The following is a 19962-nucleotide window of genomic DNA, read 5'->3' on the forward strand; positions in this document are numbered from 1 at the left end:
TCTGCTAGCTCCCCGTGCTCCGGTACGACCTGAGACCCGTCCGCCACGCCAGACCCGCCAACGCACAGCAGCCCACCGCCACCAGCGGCGACGCGAAGGCCGACCAGCCGGGCAGACCGATGGGGTACGGACGGTCCAACACGTAGGAGGCCGGGACCCAGTTGACGAAGGCGAGCGGCAGCATGAACGTCACCCCGCGCACCAGATCCTTCCCGAACACGCTCGGCGGATACTGCAGCAGCGTGGTACCGCCGTACGTGAACGCGTTCTGCACCTCGGCGGCGTCCTGCGCGAAGATCTGGAACGCCGCGCCCGCCACGAACACCGCCGAGAAGATCGCCGCGCCGCTGACCACCATCACCGGCACCAGCAGCACCTTCACCGCGCTCCAGTCGACGTCGACCGCGGCCAGCGACCAGCCCAGCACCACCGCGCCCTGCGTGATCCGGCCCAGCCGGCGCACCGCGAAACGGTCCGCGCCGACCTGCGCCAGCACCGGCACCGGACGCACCAGCAGGATGTCGAACGAGCCGTCCCGCATCCGCGCGCCCAGCACGTCCATCGAGCCGAGCAGCATGTCGGCGATCCCGAACGACGTCACCGACAGCGCGTACAGCAGGGCGATCTCCGGCAGCGTCCAGCCGCCCAGCGAGTCGACCTGCGAGAACATCAGCAGGATCCCCACGAAGTCCAGGCCGGTCATCAGCAGGTTCCCGAACACCGTGAAGACGAAGGACGCGCGGTAGGTCATCCCGGACCGCACCCACATCCCGGCGATCAGCCCGTAGGCCCGCAGCCCTTCCACGACCGGGCTCCGCTCACCCACCCTGCACCACCACCCGCCGCGTCGCCACCGACTGCAGCAGCCGCCCCGCCGCCAGCAGCGCCACCGCCCACGCCGCCTGGAACGCGAACGCCCCCAGCGGGTCCCGCTCCCCCATCAGCACATCCGCCGGAACCTGGATCTGCGCCGCCCACGGCAACACCTGTACGGCGTCACCGAGCCCGTCCGGGAAGGCGTTCAGCGGCAGCACCATGCCCGAGAAGAACACCCCCGTGATCATCAGCACCTGGCTGACGCCCGTGCCGTCCATCAGCCAGAACACGCTCAGCGCCGCCAGATAGCGGATCGCGAAACTCACCACCGCCGCCAGCAGCAGCGTCACCGCGAAGGCCAGCCACGGCGTGATCTCCGTGGGCAGCGCCATCGTGAAGAACAGCGAACCGAACACGAACGGCACCACGCCCCGTCCCAGCATCTGGAACACCGCCCGGCCCACGTCACCCGCCAGCCACCACAGCTGCAGATCCACCGGCCGGTACAGGTCGACGGCGATCTCACCGGTACGGATGCGTTCCATCAGGTCCTTCTCGGCGCCCCCGCCCTGGATCGCCAGCGTCGCGTACAGACACTGCCCCAGCCACACGTACGTGACCGCCTGCGCCTGGTCGTACCCGCCGAGCCCCGGCCGCTCCTCCCACAGCGCCAGATACGTGTAGACGAGGATCAGCCCGAACACCGTATTGGTGAACACCCCGGCCGCCGTCGCCGCCCGGTACGACGCGTACCGCCTGAAACCCCCGACCGCGACGGCCAGATACAACCGCGCCGAGCCCACGCCCCGCCCTCCTCCCGCGTCCGGCACCGAAGCGCAGGAGCCTAGTGCGCCCGCCACATCCCCGGCCACGCATTTTCGTTGGGGCCATGTGTGTGACAAGCCGTGTACGCGCGCCACGCGCGGCGTCGGCGGAGACGCGCCGCCGGATGGGACAGTCTTGAATAAGAGGCACACACCACGGCGTAGTGGAACAAGCCAGGCGAAACAGGAGTCCGTGCACGACATGAGCGACGAGCCGCAGCCGCAGCCGCCCGGGAAGCAGTCCGGAAAACACTCCGGGGAGCAGTCCGGGAAGGGCTGGGCACCGAGGAAGTCCCAGGCGGCCGCCGCCACGAAGAGGCCCGAACGCACCGGATGGCGCCGGCTGCTCCCCACCTGGCGGATGGTCCTCGGCGGCCTCCTCGTCGCCGCCGCGGTCGTCATCGGCGGCTTCTTCCTCGGCTACCACCTCGTACAGATCCCCGCCGCCAACGCCCTCGCCACCCAGCAGGCCAACGTCTACCTCTACGCCGACGGCTCCGTCATCGCCCGCGACGGCGACGTCAACCGGGAGAACGTCACCCTCTCCCAGATCTCCGAGGACGCCCGGTACGCCGTCCTCGCCGCCGAGGACCGCGACTTCTACACCGAGTCCGCCATCGACCCCCAGGCCATGGTCCGCGGCGCCTGGAACACCCTCACCGGCAAGGGCAAGCAGTCCGGATCCACCATCACCCAGCAGTACGTGAAGAACTACTACCTCCGTCAGGAACAGACCGTCACCCGCAAGGTGAAGGAGTTCTTCATCGCCATCAAACTCGACCGCGAACAGACCAAGGACCAGATCCTCGAGGGCTACCTCAACACCAGTTTCTTCGGCCGCGGTGCCTACGGCATCCAGTCCGCCGCCCACGCCTACTACGGCATCGACGCCTCCGAACTCGACGCCGGCCGCGCCGCCTACCTCGCCGCCCTCGTCAACGCCCCCAGCCAGTACGACGTCATCATCCACCCCGAGAACCGCGACACCGTCGAGGACCGCTGGAACTACGTCCTCGACGGCATGGTCGACGAGGGCTGGCTCAGCGCCTCCGAACGCGCCGGCCTGAAGTTCCCCATGCCCAAGCGGACCACCGTCTCCACCAGCCTGTCCGGGCAGCGCGGCTACATCGTGAACATCGTCAAGAACCAGCTCGTCCAGAACGGCATCGTCGACGAGGACACCCTCGACACCGGCGGCTACCGCATCACCACCACCCTGCACAAGGACAAGCAGGACGCCTTCGTCGACGCCGTCAACGACAAACTCATGGACCGGCTCGACAAGGAGAACCGCGAGGTCGACACCTACGTCCGCGCCGGCGGCGCCTCCATCGACGTGAAGACCGGCAAGGTCGTCGCCATGTACAACGGCATCGACTACGTCAAGCAGTACACCCCCAACGCCACCCGCCGGGACTTCCAGGTCGGCTCCAGCTTCAAACCGTTCGTGTTCACCGCCGCCGTCGAGAACGGCTCCCGCACCCACGACGGCCGCCCCATCACCCCCAACACCATCTACGACGGCACCAGCGAACGCCCCGTCCAGGGCTGGCCCGGCGACCGCTACGCCCCCGAGAACGAGGACCACCGCGACTACGGCGACATCACCGTCCGCGAGGCCACCGACAAGTCCGTCAACGCCGTGTACGCGCAGATGGCCGTCGACGTCGGCCCCGACAAGGTCCGGCAGACCGCCATCGACCTCGGCCTGTCCGAGAACACCCCCAGCCTCTCCGACGCCGGGCCCTCCATCGCCCTCGGCGTCGCCACCGCCAGCGTCCTCGACATGGCCGAGGCGTACGCCACCCTCGCCAACCACGGCAAGCACGGCGACTACACGATGATCGAGAAGGTCACCCAGAACGGGCAGGACGTCGAGCTGCCCGACCGCCGCACCCGCCAGGCCGTCAGCCGCCAGGCCGCCGACACCACCACCTCCGTCCTGCGCGGCGTCGTCGAGAACGGCACCGCCACCGCCGCCCAGACGGCGGGCCGCCCCGCCGCCGGCAAGACCGGCACCGCCGAGGAGGACACCGCCGCCTGGTTCGCCGGCTACACCCCCGACCTGGCCACCGTGGTCGCCGTCATGGGCCAGGACCCCGTCACCGCCGGCCACAAACCCCTCTACGGCGCCATGGGCCTGCCCCGGATCAACGGCGGCGGCGCCCCCGCCGAGATCTGGGGCCAGTACACCCGCGAAGCCCTCGAGGACGTACCGGTCACGGCCTTCAACCTCCGCCTCCAGCCCGGCGCCTGGAAGACCCAGCCACCCCCCGGCGACTCCAGCACCGGACCGTCCTCCTCCGGCGACCCGGGCGACGACGGCAGCGGCGGCGGCAGCGGCGGCGGCAGCAGCGAGGCACCGGGCGGGACGGAGACGGGCGACGAATCAACCGGCCAGGACGAGGCGGAACCGTCCCAGGGGCAGACCGGGGGCGGCACCACCGGCGGCGAGACGGAGGACGGCGGCGGAACGGCCACGGACGACACCGGGGACGGCGACGCCAACGGAGACGACGACGCCAGCGGGGACGACGACAACGGGGACGACGACCCCGGACCGGACGGTCTGACCGGCACGCTCATCCAGAACAGCCGGTGGGACTGACCGGCCGGCCCGCCGCTCAGTGCCCGGACGTCGCCTTCAGCCCCACCACGGCCACCAGCAGCAGACAGATGAAGAAGATCCGCGCGGCCGTCACCGGCTCGCCCAGCACCAGCATGCCCAGCACCGCCGCCCCGGCCGCGCCGATCCCCACCCACACGCCGTACGCCGTGCCGATCGGCAGCGTACGAGCGGCGTACGACAGCAGCAGCATGCTCGTCACGATCCCGGCGCCGGTGAGCAGACTCGGAACCAGCCGGGTGAAACCGTCGGTGTACTTCATCCCCACCGACCAGCCGACCTCCAGCAGACCGGCAACGACAAGCAGAACCCAGGCCATGACGGGCACCTCCGGGACACGAACGGAAACGGGGGTGCGTCGTCTTTGCCTTCGCCCCGGTACGGCGCGTCTCGTCGGGGCCCTCTCGGGTCCTTCCACCCTAGCCCGAAAACGGGAAAGGGGCCGGTGACAACGGTCACCAGCCCCTTCCCACCACCGCTCTACAGGTACAGACCGGTCGAATCCTCGGAACCCTCGAAACGGTCCGCGGCCACGGCGTGCAGATCGCGCTCCCGCATCAGCACGTACGCCGTTCCCCGCACCTCGACCTCCGCCCGGTCCTCCGGGTCGTACAGCACCCGGTCACCCGGCTCCACGGTGCGGACGTTCTGCCCCACCGCGACCACCTCGGCCCAGGCCAGCCGACGGCCCACGGCCGCCGTCGCGGGGATCAGGATGCCGCCCCCGGAACGCCGCTCGCCCTCACTCGTGTCCTGTCGCACGAGCACGCGGTCGTGCAACATCCGGATGGGCAGCTTGTCGTCCTGGGAACCGTGCTCGTGTCTCTTGGCGCTCACGTCCTGAAACCTACCTGCAATCGCCGCTCGCACCGTCGGGCGGGGTACACGGTCAGCGCCTGCGCCGACGGGATCCGAACGCCATCAGCCCCACGACCCCCACCACCAGCACCGCCACCGGAACGACCCGCTCCAGCCGGGGCGAGCCCTCCTCGTCCACGAACTGCGCCTTGACGTCACTCACCACGCCGTTGACCCGGACGTACGCCCGCCCCAGCGTGTGATCGACGTTCGAGACGACCCGGGCCTTGGCGTCCCCCACGATCGTCTTCGGGTGCACCCGCACACCGATCTCGTCCAGGGTCTCGGCCAGCACCGCGCGGCGGCGCCTGATGTCCGCCTCGATCTGCGCCGGGGTTCTGGTGTCCGCCGTGTCCGCCACCGTGCCGCCTCCGAAATCCGCTGATACCCGTGTACCTGTGCCGGACAGTCTGTCAGCTCCACGCCGCCACGCACTGTCAGGACCCCCGGTTACCCTCGTTCCCGGCACCCGATCCACGCAGCGCGTACGTACGAGGAGACCGGATTCGATGAGCGAACGCCTCCAGCCCGGGGACGAGGCCCCCGCCTTCACCCTGCCCGACGCCGACGGCAACGAGGTGTCCCTGGCCGACCACAAGGGCCGCAAGGTCATCGTCTACTTCTACCCGGCGGCACTCACCCCCGGCTGCACGAAGCAGGCCTGCGACTTCACGGACAACCTGGAGCTGCTGGCCGACGCCGGCTACGACGTCATCGGCATCAGCCCCGACAAGCCGGAGAAGCTCGCCAAGTTCCGCGAGGCGGAGTCGTTGAAGGTCACCCTCCTCGCCGACCCGGAGAAGCAGGTCCTCGACGCGTACGGCGCCTTCGGCGAGAAGAAGAACTACGGCAGGACCTACATGGGCGTCATCCGCTCCACGATCGTCGTGGACGAGGAGGGCAAGGTCGAACACGCCCTCTACAACGTCCGGGCGACGGGCCACGTGGCCAAGATCATCAAGGATCTGGGCATCTGACCCCGCTGCCCGGCCGCTAGCATGGCCGGGCAGCATCAGGCGGCCGTGGTGGAATTGGCAGTCACGCTGGGTTTAGGTCCCAGTGGGGTAACTCCCGTGAGGGTTCGAGTCCCTCCGGCCGCACCAGTGTTCAGTCGAGCAGTTCCCGGATCACCGGAACCAGCGCCCGGAACGCCATGCCGCGGTGGCTGATGGCGTTCTTCTCGGCCGCCGTCAGTTCCGCGCAGGTCCTCGTCTCGCCCTCCGGCTGGAGGATCGGGTCGTAGCCGAAGCCGTTCGTGCCCGCCGGGGTGTGGCGGAGGGTGCCCGTCAGGTGGCCCTCGACCACTCGCTCCGTGCCGTCGGGGAGGGCCAGGGCCGCCGCGCAGGCGAAGTGGGCGCCCCGGTGTTCGTCCGCGATGTCGCCCAACTGGGCCAGCAGCAGATCCAGGTTGGCCTTGTCGTCGCCGTGGCGTCCCGCCCAGCGGGCGGAGAAGATGCCGGGGGCGCCGTTCAGGACGTCCACGCAGAGGCCGGAGTCGTCGGCGACGGCGGGAAGGCCGGTGGCCCGGGCCAGGGCGTGGGCCTTGAGCAGGGCGTTCTCGGCGAAGGTGACGCCGGTTTCCTTGACGTCGGGGATGTCGGGGTAGGCGTCGGCGCCGACGAGGTCGTGGGGCAGGCCCTCGTCGGCGAGGATCGCGCGCAGTTCGGTGATCTTCCCGGCGTTGCGGGTGGCGAGGATCAGGCGGGTCATGGGCCCAGTATCCCCGGGCCCGTGCACGGGTCCTTACGGCGTGCAGACCTTGGTGAGTTCGCCGGCCGCGTCGGTGACCGGGCTGATGTCGGGGGTCTCGTCGCCGTTCTCGATGGAGGTACGGACGTTCTGCACGGCCTTCTCGAGGTCCTCGACGGCCTTGCCGACGTCGGCGTTGTCGGTCTTGTCGCCGATCTCGCCGAGGTTCTTGTCTATGGACTCGAGGGATTCCTCGAGCTGGGTGACGTCGTTGCCGGCGTTCTCGACGGCCTGCTGCATGTCGGTGACGCTGTCGGCGATGGCATCGGCGGTCTGGACGCAGTCCAGTGCCTTGTCGACGGCGTCGCAGCCGGTGGTGAGTCCGGCGGTCAGCACGACGGCCGCCAGGGTGGCGGCGACGGCTGCGGTGCGGCGTCGGCGGCTCGCGGCCATGGAACGGTCCCTCCCCTTGTCGGGCCGCCCGGCGGCCCTGGTCGTTGGCCGGGCGCCCGGGGTCGATCCGTGCGCCCGTACTCCTTCAGACGCGGCGGCGGCCGGCGCGGTTGCCCGCGTCGGCCGGCTGCCTTGGTGTGTCTTTTACCTTTCGAGGACGGTATCAAGCGCGGCGCGCTGGGCGGCGGCGAGTTCGGTGCAGCCGGTGACGGCGAGGTCGAGGAGGGCGTTGAGTTCGTCGCGGGCGAAGGGCTCGGCCTCCGCGGTGCCCTGGACCTCGACGAAGCGGCCGTCGCCGGTGCAGACGACGTTCATGTCGGTGTCGGCCTTGACGTCTTCCTCGTAGCGGAGGTCGAGGAGGGGGACTCCGGCGACGATGCCGACGGACACGGCGCTGACGGTGCCGGTGAGGGGCTTGCGGCCGGGCTTGATGAGTTTCCTGCCCTGGGCCCAGGCGACGGCGTCGGCGAGGGCGACGTAGGCGCCGGTGATGGCGGCGGTGCGGGTGCCGCCGTCGGCCTGGAGGACGTCGCAGTCGAGGACGATGGTGTTCTCGCCGAGGGCCTTGTAGTCGATGACGGCGCGCAGGGAGCGGCCGATGAGGCGGCTGATCTCGTGGGTGCGGCCGCCGATGCGGCCGCGGACGGATTCGCGGTCGCCGCGGGTGTTGGTGGCGCGGGGCAGCATCGCGTATTCGGCGGTGACCCAGCCCTCACCGCTGCCCTTGCGCCAGCGGGGGACGCCTTCGGTGACGGAGGCGGTGCAGAGGACCTTGGTGTCGCCGAAGGAGACGAGGACGGAGCCTTCGGCGTGCTTGCTCCAGCCGCGTTCGATGGTGACCGGGCGGAGTTGTTCGGGGGTGCGGCCGTCGATTCGAGACATGGCGCTGAGCCTAGCCGTACAAGGGAAGGGGCCCCTTCCGCAGGTGCGGGAGGGGCCCCGAAGACGTGGCCGCGGCTCACATCATGTCTTCGATCTCCGCCGCGATGGGGTCGGCGTCGGTGCCGATGACGACCTGGATGGCGCTGCCCATCTTGACGACGCCGTGGGCGCCGGCGGCCTTGAGGGCGGCTTCGTCGACCAGTGCGGGGTCGTTGACCTCGGTGCGGAGGCGGGTGATGCAGCCCTCGACCTCTTCGATGTTGTCGATGCCGCCGAGCCCGGCAACGATCTTCTCAGCCTTGGTGGCCATGTTCGTTCTCCCTGATCCGAACCGCTTTGTCGCAGTAACCCACAGTTGGCCCATCTTTGCGAGCGGTCCTGTCGCGGGTGCCGAATGATGGCGTCACGACAGCGGAACCGTCCCTCCGACTGGTCTACACCACCGGGTGGACTGCCGCCAAACCCGCCGTCACCGCTTTCGCCGAGGGGGACCTGATGAGTGCCGAGAGTGCCGCCGGCGCCGGGAGTACGGTCCCTCCCGCGCGTGAACGCTGGAACCGTCTGTTCCAGGGCCTGCAGAAGATGGGGCGGAGCCTGCAGCTGCCGATCGCGGTGCTGCCGGCGGCGGGCATCCTGAACCGGCTGGGGCAGCCGGACGTGTTCGGGGACGAGGGTCTGGGCTGGACGAACGTCTCCAAGGTGATGGTGGGCGCGGGCGGCGCGCTGCTGGACGGTTCGCTGGGGTTGCCGCTGCTGTTCTGCGTGGGTGTGGCCATCGGGATGGCGAAGAAGTCGGACGGGTCGACGGCGCTGGCGGCGGTGGCGGGGTTCCTGGTCTATTTCAACGTGCTGCGGCAGTTCCCGGAGGACTGCCCAAAGGGGTCGGAGGCGGTGCCTCAGGTCGGGTGCCAGCTGACCGACGGGGCGAGGACGGTGACCGCGTTCACGTTCCAGAACCCGGGGGTCTTCGGCGGCATCGTCATGGGGCTGCTGGCCGCCTACTTCTGGCAGCGGTTCCACCGCACCAGGCTGGTGGACTGGCTGGGCTTCTTCAACGGCCGCCGGCTCGTGCCGATCATCATGGCGTTCGTGGCGATCCTGTTCGCGGCGCTGTGCCTGTGGATCTGGCCGCCGATCGGCGGCGCGCTGGAGAGTTTCAGCGACTGGCTCAGCGATCTGGGCGCGTGGGGCGCGGGTGTGTTCGGCATCGCCAACCGGGCGCTGCTGGTGATCGGGCTGCACCAGTTCCTGAACGTGCCGATGTGGTTCCAGTTCGGCAGCTACACCAAGCCGGACGGCACGGTGGTGCACGGCGACATCAACATGTTCCTGGCGGGCGACCCGACCGCGGGCCAGTTCACCACCGGTTTCTTCCCGATCATGATGTTCGCCCTGCCGGCCGCCGCGCTGGCGATCACGCACTGCGCCAAGCCGCACCGCCGCAAGGAGGTGGGCGGCCTGATGCTGTCGGTGGGGCTGACGTCGTTCGTGACCGGCATCACCGAGCCGCTGGAGTACTCCTTCCTCTTCATCGCGCCGGTGCTGTACGCGATCCACGCGGTGCTCACGGGCGTGTCGATGGCGGTGACGTGGGGGCTGGGGGTGAAGGACGGGTTCAGCTTCTCGGCCGGGCTCATCGACTACGTCATCAACTGGAACCTGGCGACCCGGCCGTGGGCGATCGTTCCGATCGGGCTGTGCTTCGCGGCGGTGTACTACGTGATCTTCCGCTTCGCGATCACGAAGTTCGACCTGAAGACCCCGGGACGGGAGCCGGAGGAGGAGGTGGAGGACACCACCAAGGCGTGATTGCTTAGGCTGGAGGCGGCTGTTCGAGCCCTCGGACCTCGTGGTCCGGGGGCTTTTCGGCGTGCCTGGAGGCGGTTCCGCTTGCCGCTCCGGGCGGGCACGGTGGGTAGCCCGGCGGTAGCAGGTTTCATGGGTTCCTTACGCGGCCTTCATCGTGCTACAACAGGTCTACACCACTGAGTGGTGTAGACCATCACCCGATGGAGGACTTATGAGCACCGCCACCGCAACGGCGGCCCCCGCAAAGAAGCGGGGATCCGGCCTGTTCCAGGGCCTGCAGAAGGTCGGCCGAAGCCTTCAGCTCCCGATCGCCGTGCTGCCGGCGGCGGGCATCCTGCTCCGGCTCGGCCAGGCCGACGTCCAGGAGAAGCTGAACCTCCCCGACAAGGTCACCGCGGTGTTCGCCACGGCGGGTGGCGCGATCTTCGACAACCTCCCGATGCTGTTCTGCATCGGTGTCGCGATCGGCTTCGCCAAGAAGGCCGACGGCTCCACCGCCCTCGCCGCGCTCGTCGGTTTCCTGGTCTACAGCAACGTCCTGAAGGCGTTCCCGGTCACCGAGGCCAAGGTGCAGGACGGCGCGGACATAGCCGCGACCTACAACAACCCCGGTGTTCTCGGCGGCATCCTGATGGGCCTGCTGGCGGCGGTGCTGTGGCAGCGCTACCACCGCAAGAAGCTGGTGGACTGGCTGGGCTTCTTCAACGGCCGCCGCCTCGTCCCGATCATCATGGCCTTCGTCGGCACCCTCATGGGTGTCCTCTTCGGTCTGGTCTGGGAGCCCATCGGCGGGGTCATCTCCGACGCCGGTGAGTGGATCACTGGTCTGGGCGCCGCGGGTGCCGGTCTGTTCGGTCTGATCAACCGCGCGCTGATCCCCATCGGCATGCACCAGTTCGTGAACACCGTCTCCTGGTTCCAGATCGGCGACTTCGCCAACGCGGCCGGCGAGGTCGTGCACGGTGACCTGAACCGGTTCTTCGCCGGTGACCCGGACGCCGGGCAGTTCATGTCGGGCTTCTTCCCGATCATGATGTTCGGCCTCCCGGCCGCCGCCATCGCCATCGCGCACGCCGCCCGGCCGGAGCGCCGCAAGGCCGTGATGGGCATGATGGTCTCCCTCGCGCTGACCTCCTTCGTGACCGGTGTGACCGAGCCGATCGAGTTCTCGTTCATGTTCATCGCCCCGGTGCTGTACGCGATCCACGCGGTGCTCACCGCCCTGTCCATGGCGATCACCTGGGCGTTCGGTGTCCACGCGGGCTTCACCTTCTCCGCGGGCGCCATCGACTACGGGCTCAACTGGAGCCTGGCGACCAAGCCATGGCTGATCATCCCGATCGGTCTGGTGTTCGCGGCGATCTACTACGTGCTCTTCCGCTTCGCCATCGTCAAGTTCAACCTTCCGACCCCGGGCCGTGAGCCCGAGGAGGAGCTCGAGGACGCCACGAAGGCGTGAGCCGTTCCCGTACGACATGACACCGGGGCCCCCGGAAGCCGTGACGGCTTCCGGGGGCCCCGGTCGTCGCGCGTCAGATCTCGTACGTCGCCCCGGACGCCGCCAGCCCCACCGGGCCGTCGTACACCTCGCGGGCGTCGGTGAGGTTGGCCTGCGGGTCGGTCCACGGGGGGATGTGGGTGAGGATCAGGCGGCGGGCTCCCGCGCGGGCTGCCGTCTCACCCGCCTCGCGGCCGTTGAGGTGCAGGTCGGGGATGTTCTCCTTGCCGTGCGTGAAGGCGGCCTCGCACAGGAAGAGGTCGGCGTCGCGGGCGAGGTCGTCGAGCGCGGGGCTGACGCCCGTGTCGCCGGAGTACGTCAGTGTCCTGCCGCCGTGTTCGATGCGGATGCCGTACGCCTCGACCGGGTGCGCGACGCGCTCGGTGTGGACGAGGAACGGGCCGATCTCGAAGGTGGACGGCTTGACCGTGTGGAAGTCGAAGACCTCGCTCATGGAGGAGGCCGAGGGGGTGTCGGCGTAGGCGGTGGTGAGCCGGTGCTCGGTGCCCTCGGGGCCGTAGACCGGCAGGGGGGCGCAGCGGCCGCCGTCGTGCCGGTAGTAGCGCGCCACGAAGTAGGCGCACATGTCGATGCAGTGGTCGGCGTGCAGATGGCTGAGGAAGATCGCGTCGAGGTCGTAGAGACCGCAGTGGCGCTGCAGCTCGCCCAGGGCGCCGTTGCCCATGTCGAGGAGCAGCCGGAAGCCGTCGGCCTCGACGAGGTAGCTCGAACAGGCCGATTCCGCGGACGGGAACGACCCCGAGCAGCCGACGACGGTGAGCTTCATGAAGCAGAAACCTCCGCTGGCGGGTGTGGAGAGACGGGGGTCGTGCGGTTCGTCGAGCGTAAGGCGCAAAACCTGTGGTCGCTCCTCCGCCAGGGGCCGTTGTGGGCGAACTCACCTGCGCTGTCACCGGTTCGGCTGGATGCGGCGCACGACGGGGCGGGAGGGGCGCGGGACGGGGGCTCGCGCCGGTACGGTCGGGGCATGCACACGGCCTGGTGGCTCGCGCTCGCCGCGGTGGTACTGCTCGCGCTCGTCTCCGCGCTCGTCGACGGGTGGGGCCGGGGGCACCGGTCCCGGAGACGGCGCGGGCCCGGGAGGGGTGACGGCGAGCGGGAGTGATCCCCTCCGGGGCATGCGAAAGGGGCCGGAGACGGGCTCCGGCCCCTTGTCGTGGCTGTGGGGCTACGCCCAGAGCTGGCCCTGGAGGGTGTCGATGGCCTCTTCGGTCGTCGCGGCGGTGTAGACGCCGGTCGACAGGTACTTCCAGCCGCCGTCGGCGACGACGAAGACGACGTCGGCGCTCTCGCCGGCCTTGAGCGCCTTGTTCGCGACGCCGATCGCCGCGTGCAGGGCGGCGCCGGTGGAGACGCCGGCGAAGATGCCCTCCTGCTGGAGGAGTTCGCGGGTGCGGGTGACGGCGTCGGCGGAGCCGACGGAGAAGCGGGTGGTCAGCACGGAGGCGTCGTACAGCTCGGGGACGAAGCCCTCGTCGAGGTTGCGCAGGCCGTAGACGAGGTCGTCGTAGCGCGGTTCGGCGGCGACGATCCTGACGTCGGGCTTGTGCTCGCGCAGGTAGCGGCCGACGCCCATGAGGGTGCCGGTGGTGCCGAGGCCGGCCACGAAGTGGGTGATGGAGGGCAGGTCGGCGAGGATCTCCGGGCCGGTGGTCGCGTAGTGCGCGCCGGCGTTGTCCGGGTTGCCGTACTGGTAGAGCATCACCCAGTCGGGGTGTTCGGCGGAGAGTTCCTTGGCGACGCGCACGGCGGTGTTGGAGCCGCCGGCGGCCGGGGAGGAGATGATCTCCGCGCCCCACATGCCGAGCAGGTCACGGCGTTCCTGCGAGGTGTTCTCGGGCATCACGCAGACCATGCGGTAGCCCTTGAGCTTGGCGGCCATGGCGAGCGAGATGCCGGTGTTGCCGCTGGTCGGTTCGAGGATGGTGCAGCCGGGGGTGAGGCGGCCGTCCTTCTCCGCCTGCTCGATCATGAACAGGGCGGGGCGGTCCTTGACCGAGCCGGTGGGGTTGCGGTCCTCCAGCTTCGCCCAGATCCGGACGTCGGCGGACGGCGAGAGCCGCGGCAGGCGCACCAGGGGGGTGTTGCCCACCGCGGCCAGCGGGGAGTCGTAACGCATCGCCGATCAGGCCATACCGCCGGCGACGGCCGGCAGGATCGTGATGCTGTCGCCGTCGGACAGCTTGGTGTTGATGCCGTCCAGGAAGCGGACGTCCTCGTCGTTGAGGTAGACGTTGACGAAGCGGCGGAGCTGCTCACCGTCCACGATGCGGGCGTGGATGCCGGTGTGCCGGGTCTCGAGGTCGGTGAAGAGCTCGGCGAGGGTGTCCCCGGTGCCCTCCACCGCCTTCTGACCGTCGGTGTACTGGCGGAGGATGGTGGGGATGCGGACCTCGATGGCCATGGCTGAGGGCTCCTGTCGGAAGTGTCTGTCGTGGGTTCGTAAGGGCGCGCGGGGGCGCGCGGCAGTTCGCCGCGGCTCACGGCCCACGGCGGCAGCGGAAGATCAACAGATGGCGCTGTTCAGCCTGCACAGGTCGACGTGCAGCCGCGCCACGAGCAGGGCGCCCGGCGCTTTTTCGCTCACGTCTGGAAGAACCATGGGGTCATCGTATCGATTCCCGGACCGGCCTCCAGAGTGTGATCTCACGCTTCGGACATCTTTCTTCCGGGATGCGAGATCGGAGCCGTGTTCGCCGGTTCGGCGGGCCCGGTTCAGTAGGCCTCCACGACCTTGACCTCCTCCTCCGTGACCTCGCCTTCCAGAATGCGGAAGGAGCGGAACTGGAACTCGCCGGCGCCGTCGGTGTCGGCGGTGGAGACCAGGACGTAGTGGGCGCCGGGCTCGTTGGCGTAGGAGATGTCGGTGCGGGAGGGGTAGGCCTCGGTCGCGGTGTGGGAGTGGTAGATGACCACCGGCTCCTCGTCGTTGTCGTCCATCTCGCGGTACAGCTTCAGCAGGTCCTGGGAGTCGAACTCGTAGAAGGTGGGCGAGCGGGCCGCGTTCAGCATGGGGATGAAGCGCTCGGGGCGGCCGGCGCCCACCGGGCCCGCCACCACGCCGCACGCCTCGTCGGGGTGGTCCGCGCGGGCGTGGGCGACGATCTGGTCGTACAGGGCCTGGGTGATGGTCAGCATGGGGCTCAGGATAAGCAGACGGGCCGTTCCGTACCGAGGGGTGGTACGGAACGGCCCGCATGCCGGACGCCTTGAGCGGGCGGCCGCAGAGGGTGCCACGAGCACTTCCTGCGGCCGGCGTCCTGGTGGGGACGGACAGAGGTCCTGTCCGGGGGTCAGGACGACTTGGTCGCCGGGGAGTCGGCCGTCTCGGACGGGGTGTCCGCCACTTCACCGCTGTTGCGGCGGCGGACGAACTCCAGGAAGGAGTTGAGCTCGCGCTTGACCACGGGGGCCAGCAGGTAGAGGCCGATGATGTTGAACACGGAGAGCAGGAAGAGCGCCGAGTCCGCGAGGCTGATCAGCGAGTCGAGGGAGAGCAGGGAGCCCGCGACCACGAACACGCTCCAGGTCACCTTGAACGTCATCTCGCTGGCCTTGCTCCGGCCGAAGAGGTACGTCCAGGACTTGAGGCCGTAGTAGCCCCAGGTCAGGATCGTGGAGAAGGCGAAGAGCAGCACCGCGACGGTCAGCAGGTGCGGGAACCAGGGCAGGACGGTCTCGAAGGCGTCGGAGGTGATGGTGACGCCGCCGATGCTCTCGCCCTGGCGGGCCTCGTCCCAGCTGGCGGGGGCCGCGATGACGATGGTCAGCGCGGTCATGGTGCAGACGATGACGGTGTCGATGAACGGCTCGAGCAGGGCGACCAGGCCCTCGCTGGCGGGGTGCTTGGTCTTGACCGCGGAGTGGGCGATGGGCGCGGAGCCGATGCCGGCCTCGTTGGAGAAGGCGGCGCGCTGGAAGCCGACGATCAGGGCGCCGATGATGCCGCCCGCGACGCCGTCCGCCTCGAAGGCGCCCTGGAAGATGCTGCCGATCGCGTCGGGCACGGCGGTGATGTTCGTCAGGATGACGATCAGACAGGCCACGACGTACATGATCGCCATGGCGGGGACCAGCCGGCTGGTGACGGAGGCGATGGAGCGGATGCCGCCGAGCAGTACGAGGCCGACCAGGGCGGCCACCACCAGGCCGAACAGCACGGCGCCCGCGGAGGAGGCCAGGAAGCCGTCCTCGCCGCCGAAGGTGGAGGAGATCTGCGCGTAGCTCTGGTTGGTCTGGAACAGGTTGCCGCCGAACAGACCGAAGAAGAGGATCATGGCGGACGCCAGGACGGCGAGCACCTTGCCGAGCTTGGCGCCACCGCGGCCGAAGCGTTCGGCGAGGCCCTTGGGCAGGTAGTGCATGGGGCCGCCGGAGACGGTGCCGTCGGCGTGCTCCTCGCGGTACTTCACACCGAGGGTGACCTCGACGAACTTGGTGGCCATGCCGAGCAGACCGCAGAGGATCATCCAGAAGGTGGCGCCGGGGCCACCGATGGAGACGGCGACGGCCACACCGGCGATGTTGCCGAGGCCGACGGTGCCGGAGACGGCGGCGGTCAGGGCCTGGAAGTGATTGACCTCGCCGGGTGCGTCCTTCTCGTCGTACTTGCCCCGTACGACGTCGAGGGCGAGTTTGATCTTGCGTGCCTGGACGAGGCCGAACCAGCCGGTGAAGACCAGGCCGGCGATCACGAGCCAGGCGACGATGAGCGGGAGGTCGGTGCCTCCGAGCGGGACCGTGTAGAAGACGATGTCGCCGACTGTGGTCGCGACAGGGTCGAAGAAATCACTGACGGCGTCGTCAATGGTGGTGGTGATGGAGTCGAGTGACATCGAACTTCCTCGGTGGCGCGGGGACGTGCTGGCGTGCGCAGCGGAGCGGGTGTCGATGTGGGCGGGGCCCACGTCCCGTTCGGCGACGGCGTCGGGGCGGCGGCCGTGAACCGGGACCGTCGTCCTCTTGTCGTGCTGGTCGTACACACCGGCGGTGACCGGCTTTCCCGATCACGGCGAGGGGTGGGCCGCAAACGAGTTGCCGATTCTTACCACGCCGTTTACCTGACAACGAGTGACACAGATCACAGGAAACCGCCCGTACGGGGTAAACCCGCAGGGGCGGTGACGGGATCGTTATCCGGACTTGAGGTTTCTCTGAGCGAACAGATCGAGGGATCTTTCCGGACAGATCCTGATCAATTCACGGCATCAGCGTCGAGACGAGGGTCTCCTGGAGTCCGCCGAGCCACAGGTACGCCATCACCATCGGCTTGCGCGGGTCCTCGTCGGGGAGGCGGAAGAGGAGGTCGCTGTCGTCCTCGTCGCCGATCTCCAGGCGGGAGCCGATCGCGAGGCGCAGGTCGTTGAGGGCGCCGAGCCACTGGCGGGACGCGTCCGGCGACAGCTCCAGCACCGCGCCGCCCTCGCCGGCCGGGGTGAGCGCGTCCAGGGAGCGGATCACCGCGAGGGCGTTGTCGCGCTTGCCGGCCCGCAGGTCGTTCTCGGTGTAGCGGCGGAACTCGGCGGAGTGGGCCCGCTGCTCCTCGGCCTCCTCGGCCCCCGGGGTGCCCTCGGGGTCGCCGTAGGCGTCCGGGAAGAGGCGACGCAGCACCGGGTCGGAGGGCGGTTCGCTCGGGCCCTCGGCGAAGAGTTCGGCGAGCGGGTCGGCGGAGACGTCCTCGGACGGGCCGGGGCCGATGAGCTCCATGAGCTGTACGGCCAGGGACCGGATGATGGAGATCTCGACGTCGTCGAGGGCGACGGCCGCGCCGCCGCCGGGGAGCGGTTCGAAGGTTCCTGGCATGGCGGCGATTCGCTGCTTCCGGTCCTGCGGGCGGGGGCGGGTCATGTCCGGTTCGGTCATGTCCGGATCGGTCACTTGCGGTCGTGCTGGAGGGTGGCCCACAGGCCGTAGCCGTGCATGGCCTGGACGTCGCGTTCCATCTCCTCACGGGTACCGCTGGAGACGACCGCCCGGCCCTTGTGGTGGACGTCGAGCATGAGCTTGGTGGCCTTGTCCTTGCTGTAGCCGAAGTACGTCTGGAAGACGTACGTCACGTAGCTCATGAGGTTGACCGGGTCGTTGTGGACGATGGTGACCCACGGGACGTCGGGCTCGGGTACGGCGAAGGCCTCCTCCGCCGGTTCGGTGCGTTCGATCTCCAGGGGCGCGGGTGACGTCACACAGCCCATGCTGCCACCGCAGGGGGGTGGTCGCACAAACCGGCCCGCTGTTCCGGCCCCGGAACCGAAATCGTCAAACTGACGAAATGGGGGTAGCATCCGGAGCATGAACACAGCGGACCTTGGGCTGCCGGTGGATGTCCCGTCGACGGCGCTCTTCACTGACCAGTACGAGCTGACGATGCTGCGGGCCGCGCTGAAGGGCGGTACGGCCGGGCGGCGCAGCGTGTTCGAGGTCTTCACCCGGCGGCTGCCGGACGGCCGCCGCTACGGCGTGGTGGCCGGCACCGGGCGGGTGCTGGACGCGGTGGAGAACTTCCGCTTCGACCCGGGCGTCCTCAGGTTCCTGCGCGAGAAGGACATCGTCGACGAGGAGACCCTGGACTGGCTGTCCGGCTACCGCTTCTCCGGTGACATCTGGGGCTACCCCGAGGGCGAGGTGTACTTCCCGGGCTCGCCGATCATGCGGGTCGAGGGCAGCTTCGCGGAGTGCGTGCTCCTGGAGACGGTGATCCTGTCGATCCTCAACCACGACTCGGCGATCGCCGCCGCGGCCTCCCGGATGTCGTCCGCCGCCGGGGACCGGCCGCTGATCGAGATGGGCGCCCGGCGCACCCACGAACTGGCCGCGGTGGCCGCCTCCCGGGCCGCCTACGTCGGCGGCTTCGCCTCCACCTCCGACCTGGCGGCCGGCTTCCGCTACAACATCCCCACCGTGGGCACCTCCGCCCACGCCTTCACCCTGCTCCACGACAGCGAGCGGGACGCCTTCCGGGCCCAGGTGGACTCCCTCGGCGGCGGTACGACGCTGCTGGTGGACACCTATGACGTGACCGAGGCGGTCCGTACGGCCGTGGAGATCGCCGGCCCCGAGCTGGGCGCCGTGCGGATCGACTCCGGGGACCTGCTGCTGGTGGCGCACCGGGTGCGGCAGCAGCTGGACGAGCTGGGCGCCACCGGCACGAAGATCATCGTGACCTCGGACCTGGACGAGTACGCCATCGCCTCGCTGGCGGCGGCGCCCGTGGACGCGTACGGGGTGGGCACCCAGCTGGTGACCGGCTCGGGGCACCCGACGGCCTCCATGGTGTACAAGCTGGTCGCCCGCGCGGAGTCCGCCGACCCGAAGGCGCCGCTGGTGCCGGTGGCGAAGAAGTCCACCGGCGGGAAGACCTCCGTCGGCGGCCGCAAGTGGGCCGCGCGGCGGCTGGACGAGCACGGCGTCGCCGAGGCGGAGGTGGTCGGCACCGGTGCGGTGCCCGACGAGCTGGCCGGGCGGCAGCTCCTGGTGCCGCTGGTCGAGGGCGGTGAGGTGATCGCCCGTGAGCCGCTGGACGTGGTCCGCGACCGGCACGCGGCGGCCCGCGCGGGACTGCCGCTGTCCGCGACCCAGCTCTCCCGAGGGGAACCCGTCCTTCCGACGGAGTACACGCACGGGCCGTCGGGTAGTTGAAGACGTGCCCCCTTTGCGCGGGGCGAGGCTTCCGTCGCGCGGGCGGGGGCTTCCGCCCGCCCCGCCGTGCCCCTGTCCGCGCCGTCCCCAATTCAATAGGCTCGGAGGTTCACCCGGCCGGGCCACCCCCACCCGACCCCACCCGATCCCACAGTCGAAGGACACCGACCATGCGCCGCGCACTGATCGTCGTTGACGTGCAGAACGACTTCTGCGAGGGGGGCAGCCTCGCCGTGGCAGGCGGGGCGGACGTGGCCGCCGCCATCACCGAGCTGATCGGGCAGGCCGCCTCGGCCGGCGGCTACCAGCACGTGGTGGCCACGCGCGACCACCACATCGCGCCCGGCGGGCACTTCGCCGACAACCCCGACTTCGTACGGTCCTGGCCCGCGCACTGTGTCGCCGGGACGGAGGGGGTGGGCTTCCATCCGAACTTCGCCCCCGCGGTGACTTCGGGGGCGATCGACGCCGTGTTCGACAAGGGGGCGTACTCGGCCGCTTACAGCGGGTTCGAGGGGGCCGACGAGAACGGGGCGTCGTTGGCGGAGTGGTTGCGGGAGCGGGGGGTCGACGAGGTGGATGTGGTGGGGATCGCCACGGATCACTGTGTGCGGGCGACTGCGCTGGACGCCGCGCGGGAGGGTTTTCGCACCCAGGTGCTGCTCGATCTCACGGCCGGGGTGGCGTCGGAGAGCACGGAGCGTGCGCTGGAGGAGCTGCGCTCGGCGGGGGTGGAGTTGTCGGGGAAGCCTGTCGTGCAGTGAGGTCCGTGGGGGTGGGCGGGTGGGGTTTCAGCTCGCGGCGCTGAGCCGGTGCCGCTGCGCCCACCCGTGCCGCCCCAGCGGCACGAT

At 69.7% G+C, this 19962-nt stretch carries 24 protein-coding genes, 1 tRNA gene and 1 riboswitch; of the genes, 8 read left to right on the plus strand and 17 right to left on the minus strand.

What is annotated here, in order from left to right:
* Positions 1-4 precede the first annotated feature (4 nt).
* Both ACZ62B_RS15235 and ACZ62B_RS15240 read right to left on the minus strand, forming a co-directional pair.
* A complete protein-coding gene (locus ACZ62B_RS15235) occupies positions 5-826 on the minus strand; it encodes an ABC transporter permease (protein WP_468719418.1) in 822 nt (273 codons plus the stop codon).
* Positions 819-1619 (minus strand): ABC transporter permease, encoded by an 801-nt coding sequence (locus ACZ62B_RS15240; protein WP_383456360.1) that lies wholly within the window; start codon positions 1617-1619, stop codon positions 819-821. The genes ACZ62B_RS15235 and ACZ62B_RS15240 overlap by 8 nt, the downstream gene beginning before the upstream one ends.
* Positions 1620-1842: 223 nt before the next feature.
* Here ACZ62B_RS15240 and ACZ62B_RS15245 point away from each other — a divergent pair, with 223 nt between their 5' ends.
* Positions 1843-4248, plus strand: a complete 2406-nt coding sequence (locus ACZ62B_RS15245; RefSeq protein ID WP_469690626.1) for a transglycosylase domain-containing protein — start codon at positions 1843-1845, stop codon at positions 4246-4248.
* Positions 4249-4264: 16 nt separating this feature from the next.
* Here the strand turns inward: ACZ62B_RS15245 and ACZ62B_RS15250 are convergent, their stop codons facing one another.
* From ACZ62B_RS15250 to ACZ62B_RS15260, 3 genes are all read right to left on the minus strand, one after another.
* The gene (locus tag ACZ62B_RS15250) at positions 4265-4585 is read right to left on the minus strand and encodes a DMT family transporter (RefSeq protein WP_030825380.1); all 321 of its coding nucleotides are present in this window, start codon (positions 4583-4585) and stop codon (positions 4265-4267) included.
* A gap of 33 nt (positions 4586-4618) precedes the next feature.
* A riboswitch (guanidine-III (ykkC-III) riboswitch) is annotated at positions 4619-4680 on the minus strand.
* Positions 4681-4746: 66 nt separating this feature from the next.
* Positions 4747-5103, minus strand: coding sequence for a GroES family chaperonin (locus ACZ62B_RS15255; protein ID WP_004930971.1), 357 nt, complete (start codon positions 5101-5103; stop codon positions 4747-4749).
* 52 nt (positions 5104-5155) lie between these two features.
* Positions 5156-5485 carry a DUF3618 domain-containing protein gene (locus tag ACZ62B_RS15260; RefSeq protein WP_344559320.1) on the minus strand — a complete coding sequence of 110 codons (330 nt, stop codon included), beginning with the start codon at positions 5483-5485 and terminating at the stop codon, positions 5156-5158.
* A 148-nt stretch (positions 5486-5633) separates the two neighbouring features.
* On the opposite strand from ACZ62B_RS15260, the gene bcp reads away from it, so the two are divergent.
* Both bcp and ACZ62B_RS15270 read left to right on the plus strand, forming a co-directional pair.
* Positions 5634-6101: a thioredoxin-dependent thiol peroxidase gene (bcp, locus tag ACZ62B_RS15265; RefSeq protein ID WP_468719416.1), complete on the plus strand. Its 468-nt coding sequence runs from the start codon at positions 5634-5636 to the stop codon at positions 6099-6101.
* 39 nt (positions 6102-6140) lie between these two features.
* Positions 6141-6227: transfer RNA gene (locus ACZ62B_RS15270), tRNA-Leu, on the plus strand.
* A gap of 4 nt (positions 6228-6231) precedes the next feature.
* Here the strand turns inward: ACZ62B_RS15270 and rdgB are convergent.
* The 4 genes from rdgB to ACZ62B_RS15290 form a co-directional block, all read right to left on the minus strand.
* The gene (gene rdgB, locus ACZ62B_RS15275; RefSeq protein ID WP_344559318.1) at positions 6232-6834 is read right to left on the minus strand and encodes an RdgB/HAM1 family non-canonical purine NTP pyrophosphatase; all 603 of its coding nucleotides are present in this window, start codon (positions 6832-6834) and stop codon (positions 6232-6234) included.
* A 33-nt stretch (positions 6835-6867) separates the two neighbouring features.
* Positions 6868-7266: a tropomyosin gene (locus ACZ62B_RS15280; RefSeq protein WP_383456367.1), complete on the minus strand. Its 399-nt coding sequence runs from the start codon at positions 7264-7266 to the stop codon at positions 6868-6870.
* A 144-nt stretch (positions 7267-7410) separates the two neighbouring features.
* The gene (rph, locus tag ACZ62B_RS15285) at positions 7411-8148 is read right to left on the minus strand and encodes a ribonuclease PH (RefSeq protein WP_344559317.1); all 738 of its coding nucleotides are present in this window, start codon (positions 8146-8148) and stop codon (positions 7411-7413) included.
* Positions 8149-8224: 76 nt separating this feature from the next.
* A complete protein-coding gene (locus tag ACZ62B_RS15290) occupies positions 8225-8458 on the minus strand; it encodes a PTS sugar transporter subunit IIB (protein ID WP_344559315.1) in 234 nt (77 codons plus the stop codon).
* 185 nt (positions 8459-8643) lie between these two features.
* On the opposite strand from ACZ62B_RS15290, the gene ACZ62B_RS15295 reads away from it, so the two are divergent.
* Together ACZ62B_RS15295 and ACZ62B_RS15300 are read left to right on the plus strand one after the other, a co-directional pair.
* Positions 8644-9957: a PTS transporter subunit EIIC gene (locus tag ACZ62B_RS15295; protein WP_344559313.1), complete on the plus strand. Its 1314-nt coding sequence runs from the start codon at positions 8644-8646 to the stop codon at positions 9955-9957.
* A 211-nt stretch (positions 9958-10168) separates the two neighbouring features.
* The gene (locus tag ACZ62B_RS15300) at positions 10169-11416 is read left to right on the plus strand and encodes a PTS transporter subunit EIIC (protein ID WP_469690633.1); all 1248 of its coding nucleotides are present in this window, start codon (positions 10169-10171) and stop codon (positions 11414-11416) included.
* 73 nt (positions 11417-11489) lie between these two features.
* On the opposite strand, the gene ACZ62B_RS15305 is transcribed toward ACZ62B_RS15300, so the two are convergent.
* Positions 11490-12242 carry an MBL fold metallo-hydrolase gene (locus ACZ62B_RS15305; protein ID WP_344559309.1) on the minus strand — a complete coding sequence of 251 codons (753 nt, stop codon included), beginning with the start codon at positions 12240-12242 and terminating at the stop codon, positions 11490-11492.
* A gap of 201 nt (positions 12243-12443) precedes the next feature.
* Here ACZ62B_RS15305 and ACZ62B_RS15310 point away from each other — a divergent pair, with 201 nt between their 5' ends.
* The gene (locus ACZ62B_RS15310) at positions 12444-12581 is read left to right on the plus strand and encodes a hypothetical protein (RefSeq protein ID WP_344559347.1); all 138 of its coding nucleotides are present in this window, start codon (positions 12444-12446) and stop codon (positions 12579-12581) included.
* A gap of 63 nt (positions 12582-12644) precedes the next feature.
* On the opposite strand, the gene ACZ62B_RS15315 is transcribed toward ACZ62B_RS15310, so the two are convergent.
* The 7 genes from ACZ62B_RS15315 to clpS all read right to left on the minus strand — a co-directional run bounded on the left by ACZ62B_RS15315 (position 12645) and on the right by clpS (position 17667).
* The gene (locus ACZ62B_RS15315; RefSeq protein WP_344559307.1) at positions 12645-13595 is read right to left on the minus strand and encodes a PLP-dependent cysteine synthase family protein; all 951 of its coding nucleotides are present in this window, start codon (positions 13593-13595) and stop codon (positions 12645-12647) included.
* A gap of 6 nt (positions 13596-13601) precedes the next feature.
* Entirely contained in the window at positions 13602-13880 is a 279-nt protein-coding gene (locus tag ACZ62B_RS15320) for a MoaD/ThiS family protein (protein ID WP_344559305.1), read from the minus strand.
* 102 nt (positions 13881-13982) lie between these two features.
* The gene (locus ACZ62B_RS15325; RefSeq protein WP_327378561.1) at positions 13983-14078 is read right to left on the minus strand and encodes a putative leader peptide; all 96 of its coding nucleotides are present in this window, start codon (positions 14076-14078) and stop codon (positions 13983-13985) included.
* Between the two features lie 113 nt (positions 14079-14191).
* Complete coding sequence (locus tag ACZ62B_RS15330; protein WP_344559301.1) at positions 14192-14614, minus strand: M67 family metallopeptidase; 423 nt, start codon at positions 14612-14614, stop codon at positions 14192-14194.
* A gap of 155 nt (positions 14615-14769) precedes the next feature.
* Positions 14770-16311, minus strand: coding sequence for an alanine/glycine:cation symporter family protein (locus tag ACZ62B_RS15335; protein WP_344559300.1), 1542 nt, complete (start codon positions 16309-16311; stop codon positions 14770-14772).
* 364 nt (positions 16312-16675) lie between these two features.
* Entirely contained in the window at positions 16676-17278 is a 603-nt protein-coding gene (locus ACZ62B_RS15340) for a DUF2017 domain-containing protein (RefSeq protein WP_344559345.1), read from the minus strand.
* A 71-nt stretch (positions 17279-17349) separates the two neighbouring features.
* A complete protein-coding gene (gene clpS / locus ACZ62B_RS15345) occupies positions 17350-17667 on the minus strand; it encodes an ATP-dependent Clp protease adapter ClpS (protein WP_344559298.1) in 318 nt (105 codons plus the stop codon).
* A gap of 97 nt (positions 17668-17764) precedes the next feature.
* On the opposite strand from clpS, the gene ACZ62B_RS15350 reads away from it, so the two are divergent.
* Both ACZ62B_RS15350 and ACZ62B_RS15355 read left to right on the plus strand, forming a co-directional pair.
* Positions 17765-19111 carry a nicotinate phosphoribosyltransferase gene (locus tag ACZ62B_RS15350; RefSeq protein ID WP_468719413.1) on the plus strand — a complete coding sequence of 449 codons (1347 nt, stop codon included), beginning with the start codon at positions 17765-17767 and terminating at the stop codon, positions 19109-19111.
* Between the two features lie 170 nt (positions 19112-19281).
* Complete coding sequence (locus tag ACZ62B_RS15355; protein ID WP_073931621.1) at positions 19282-19875, plus strand: nicotinamidase; 594 nt, start codon at positions 19282-19284, stop codon at positions 19873-19875.
* Positions 19876-19962: the final 87 nt, after the last annotated feature.

This window comes from Streptomyces sp. NPDC053426 (genome assembly GCF_055585405.1).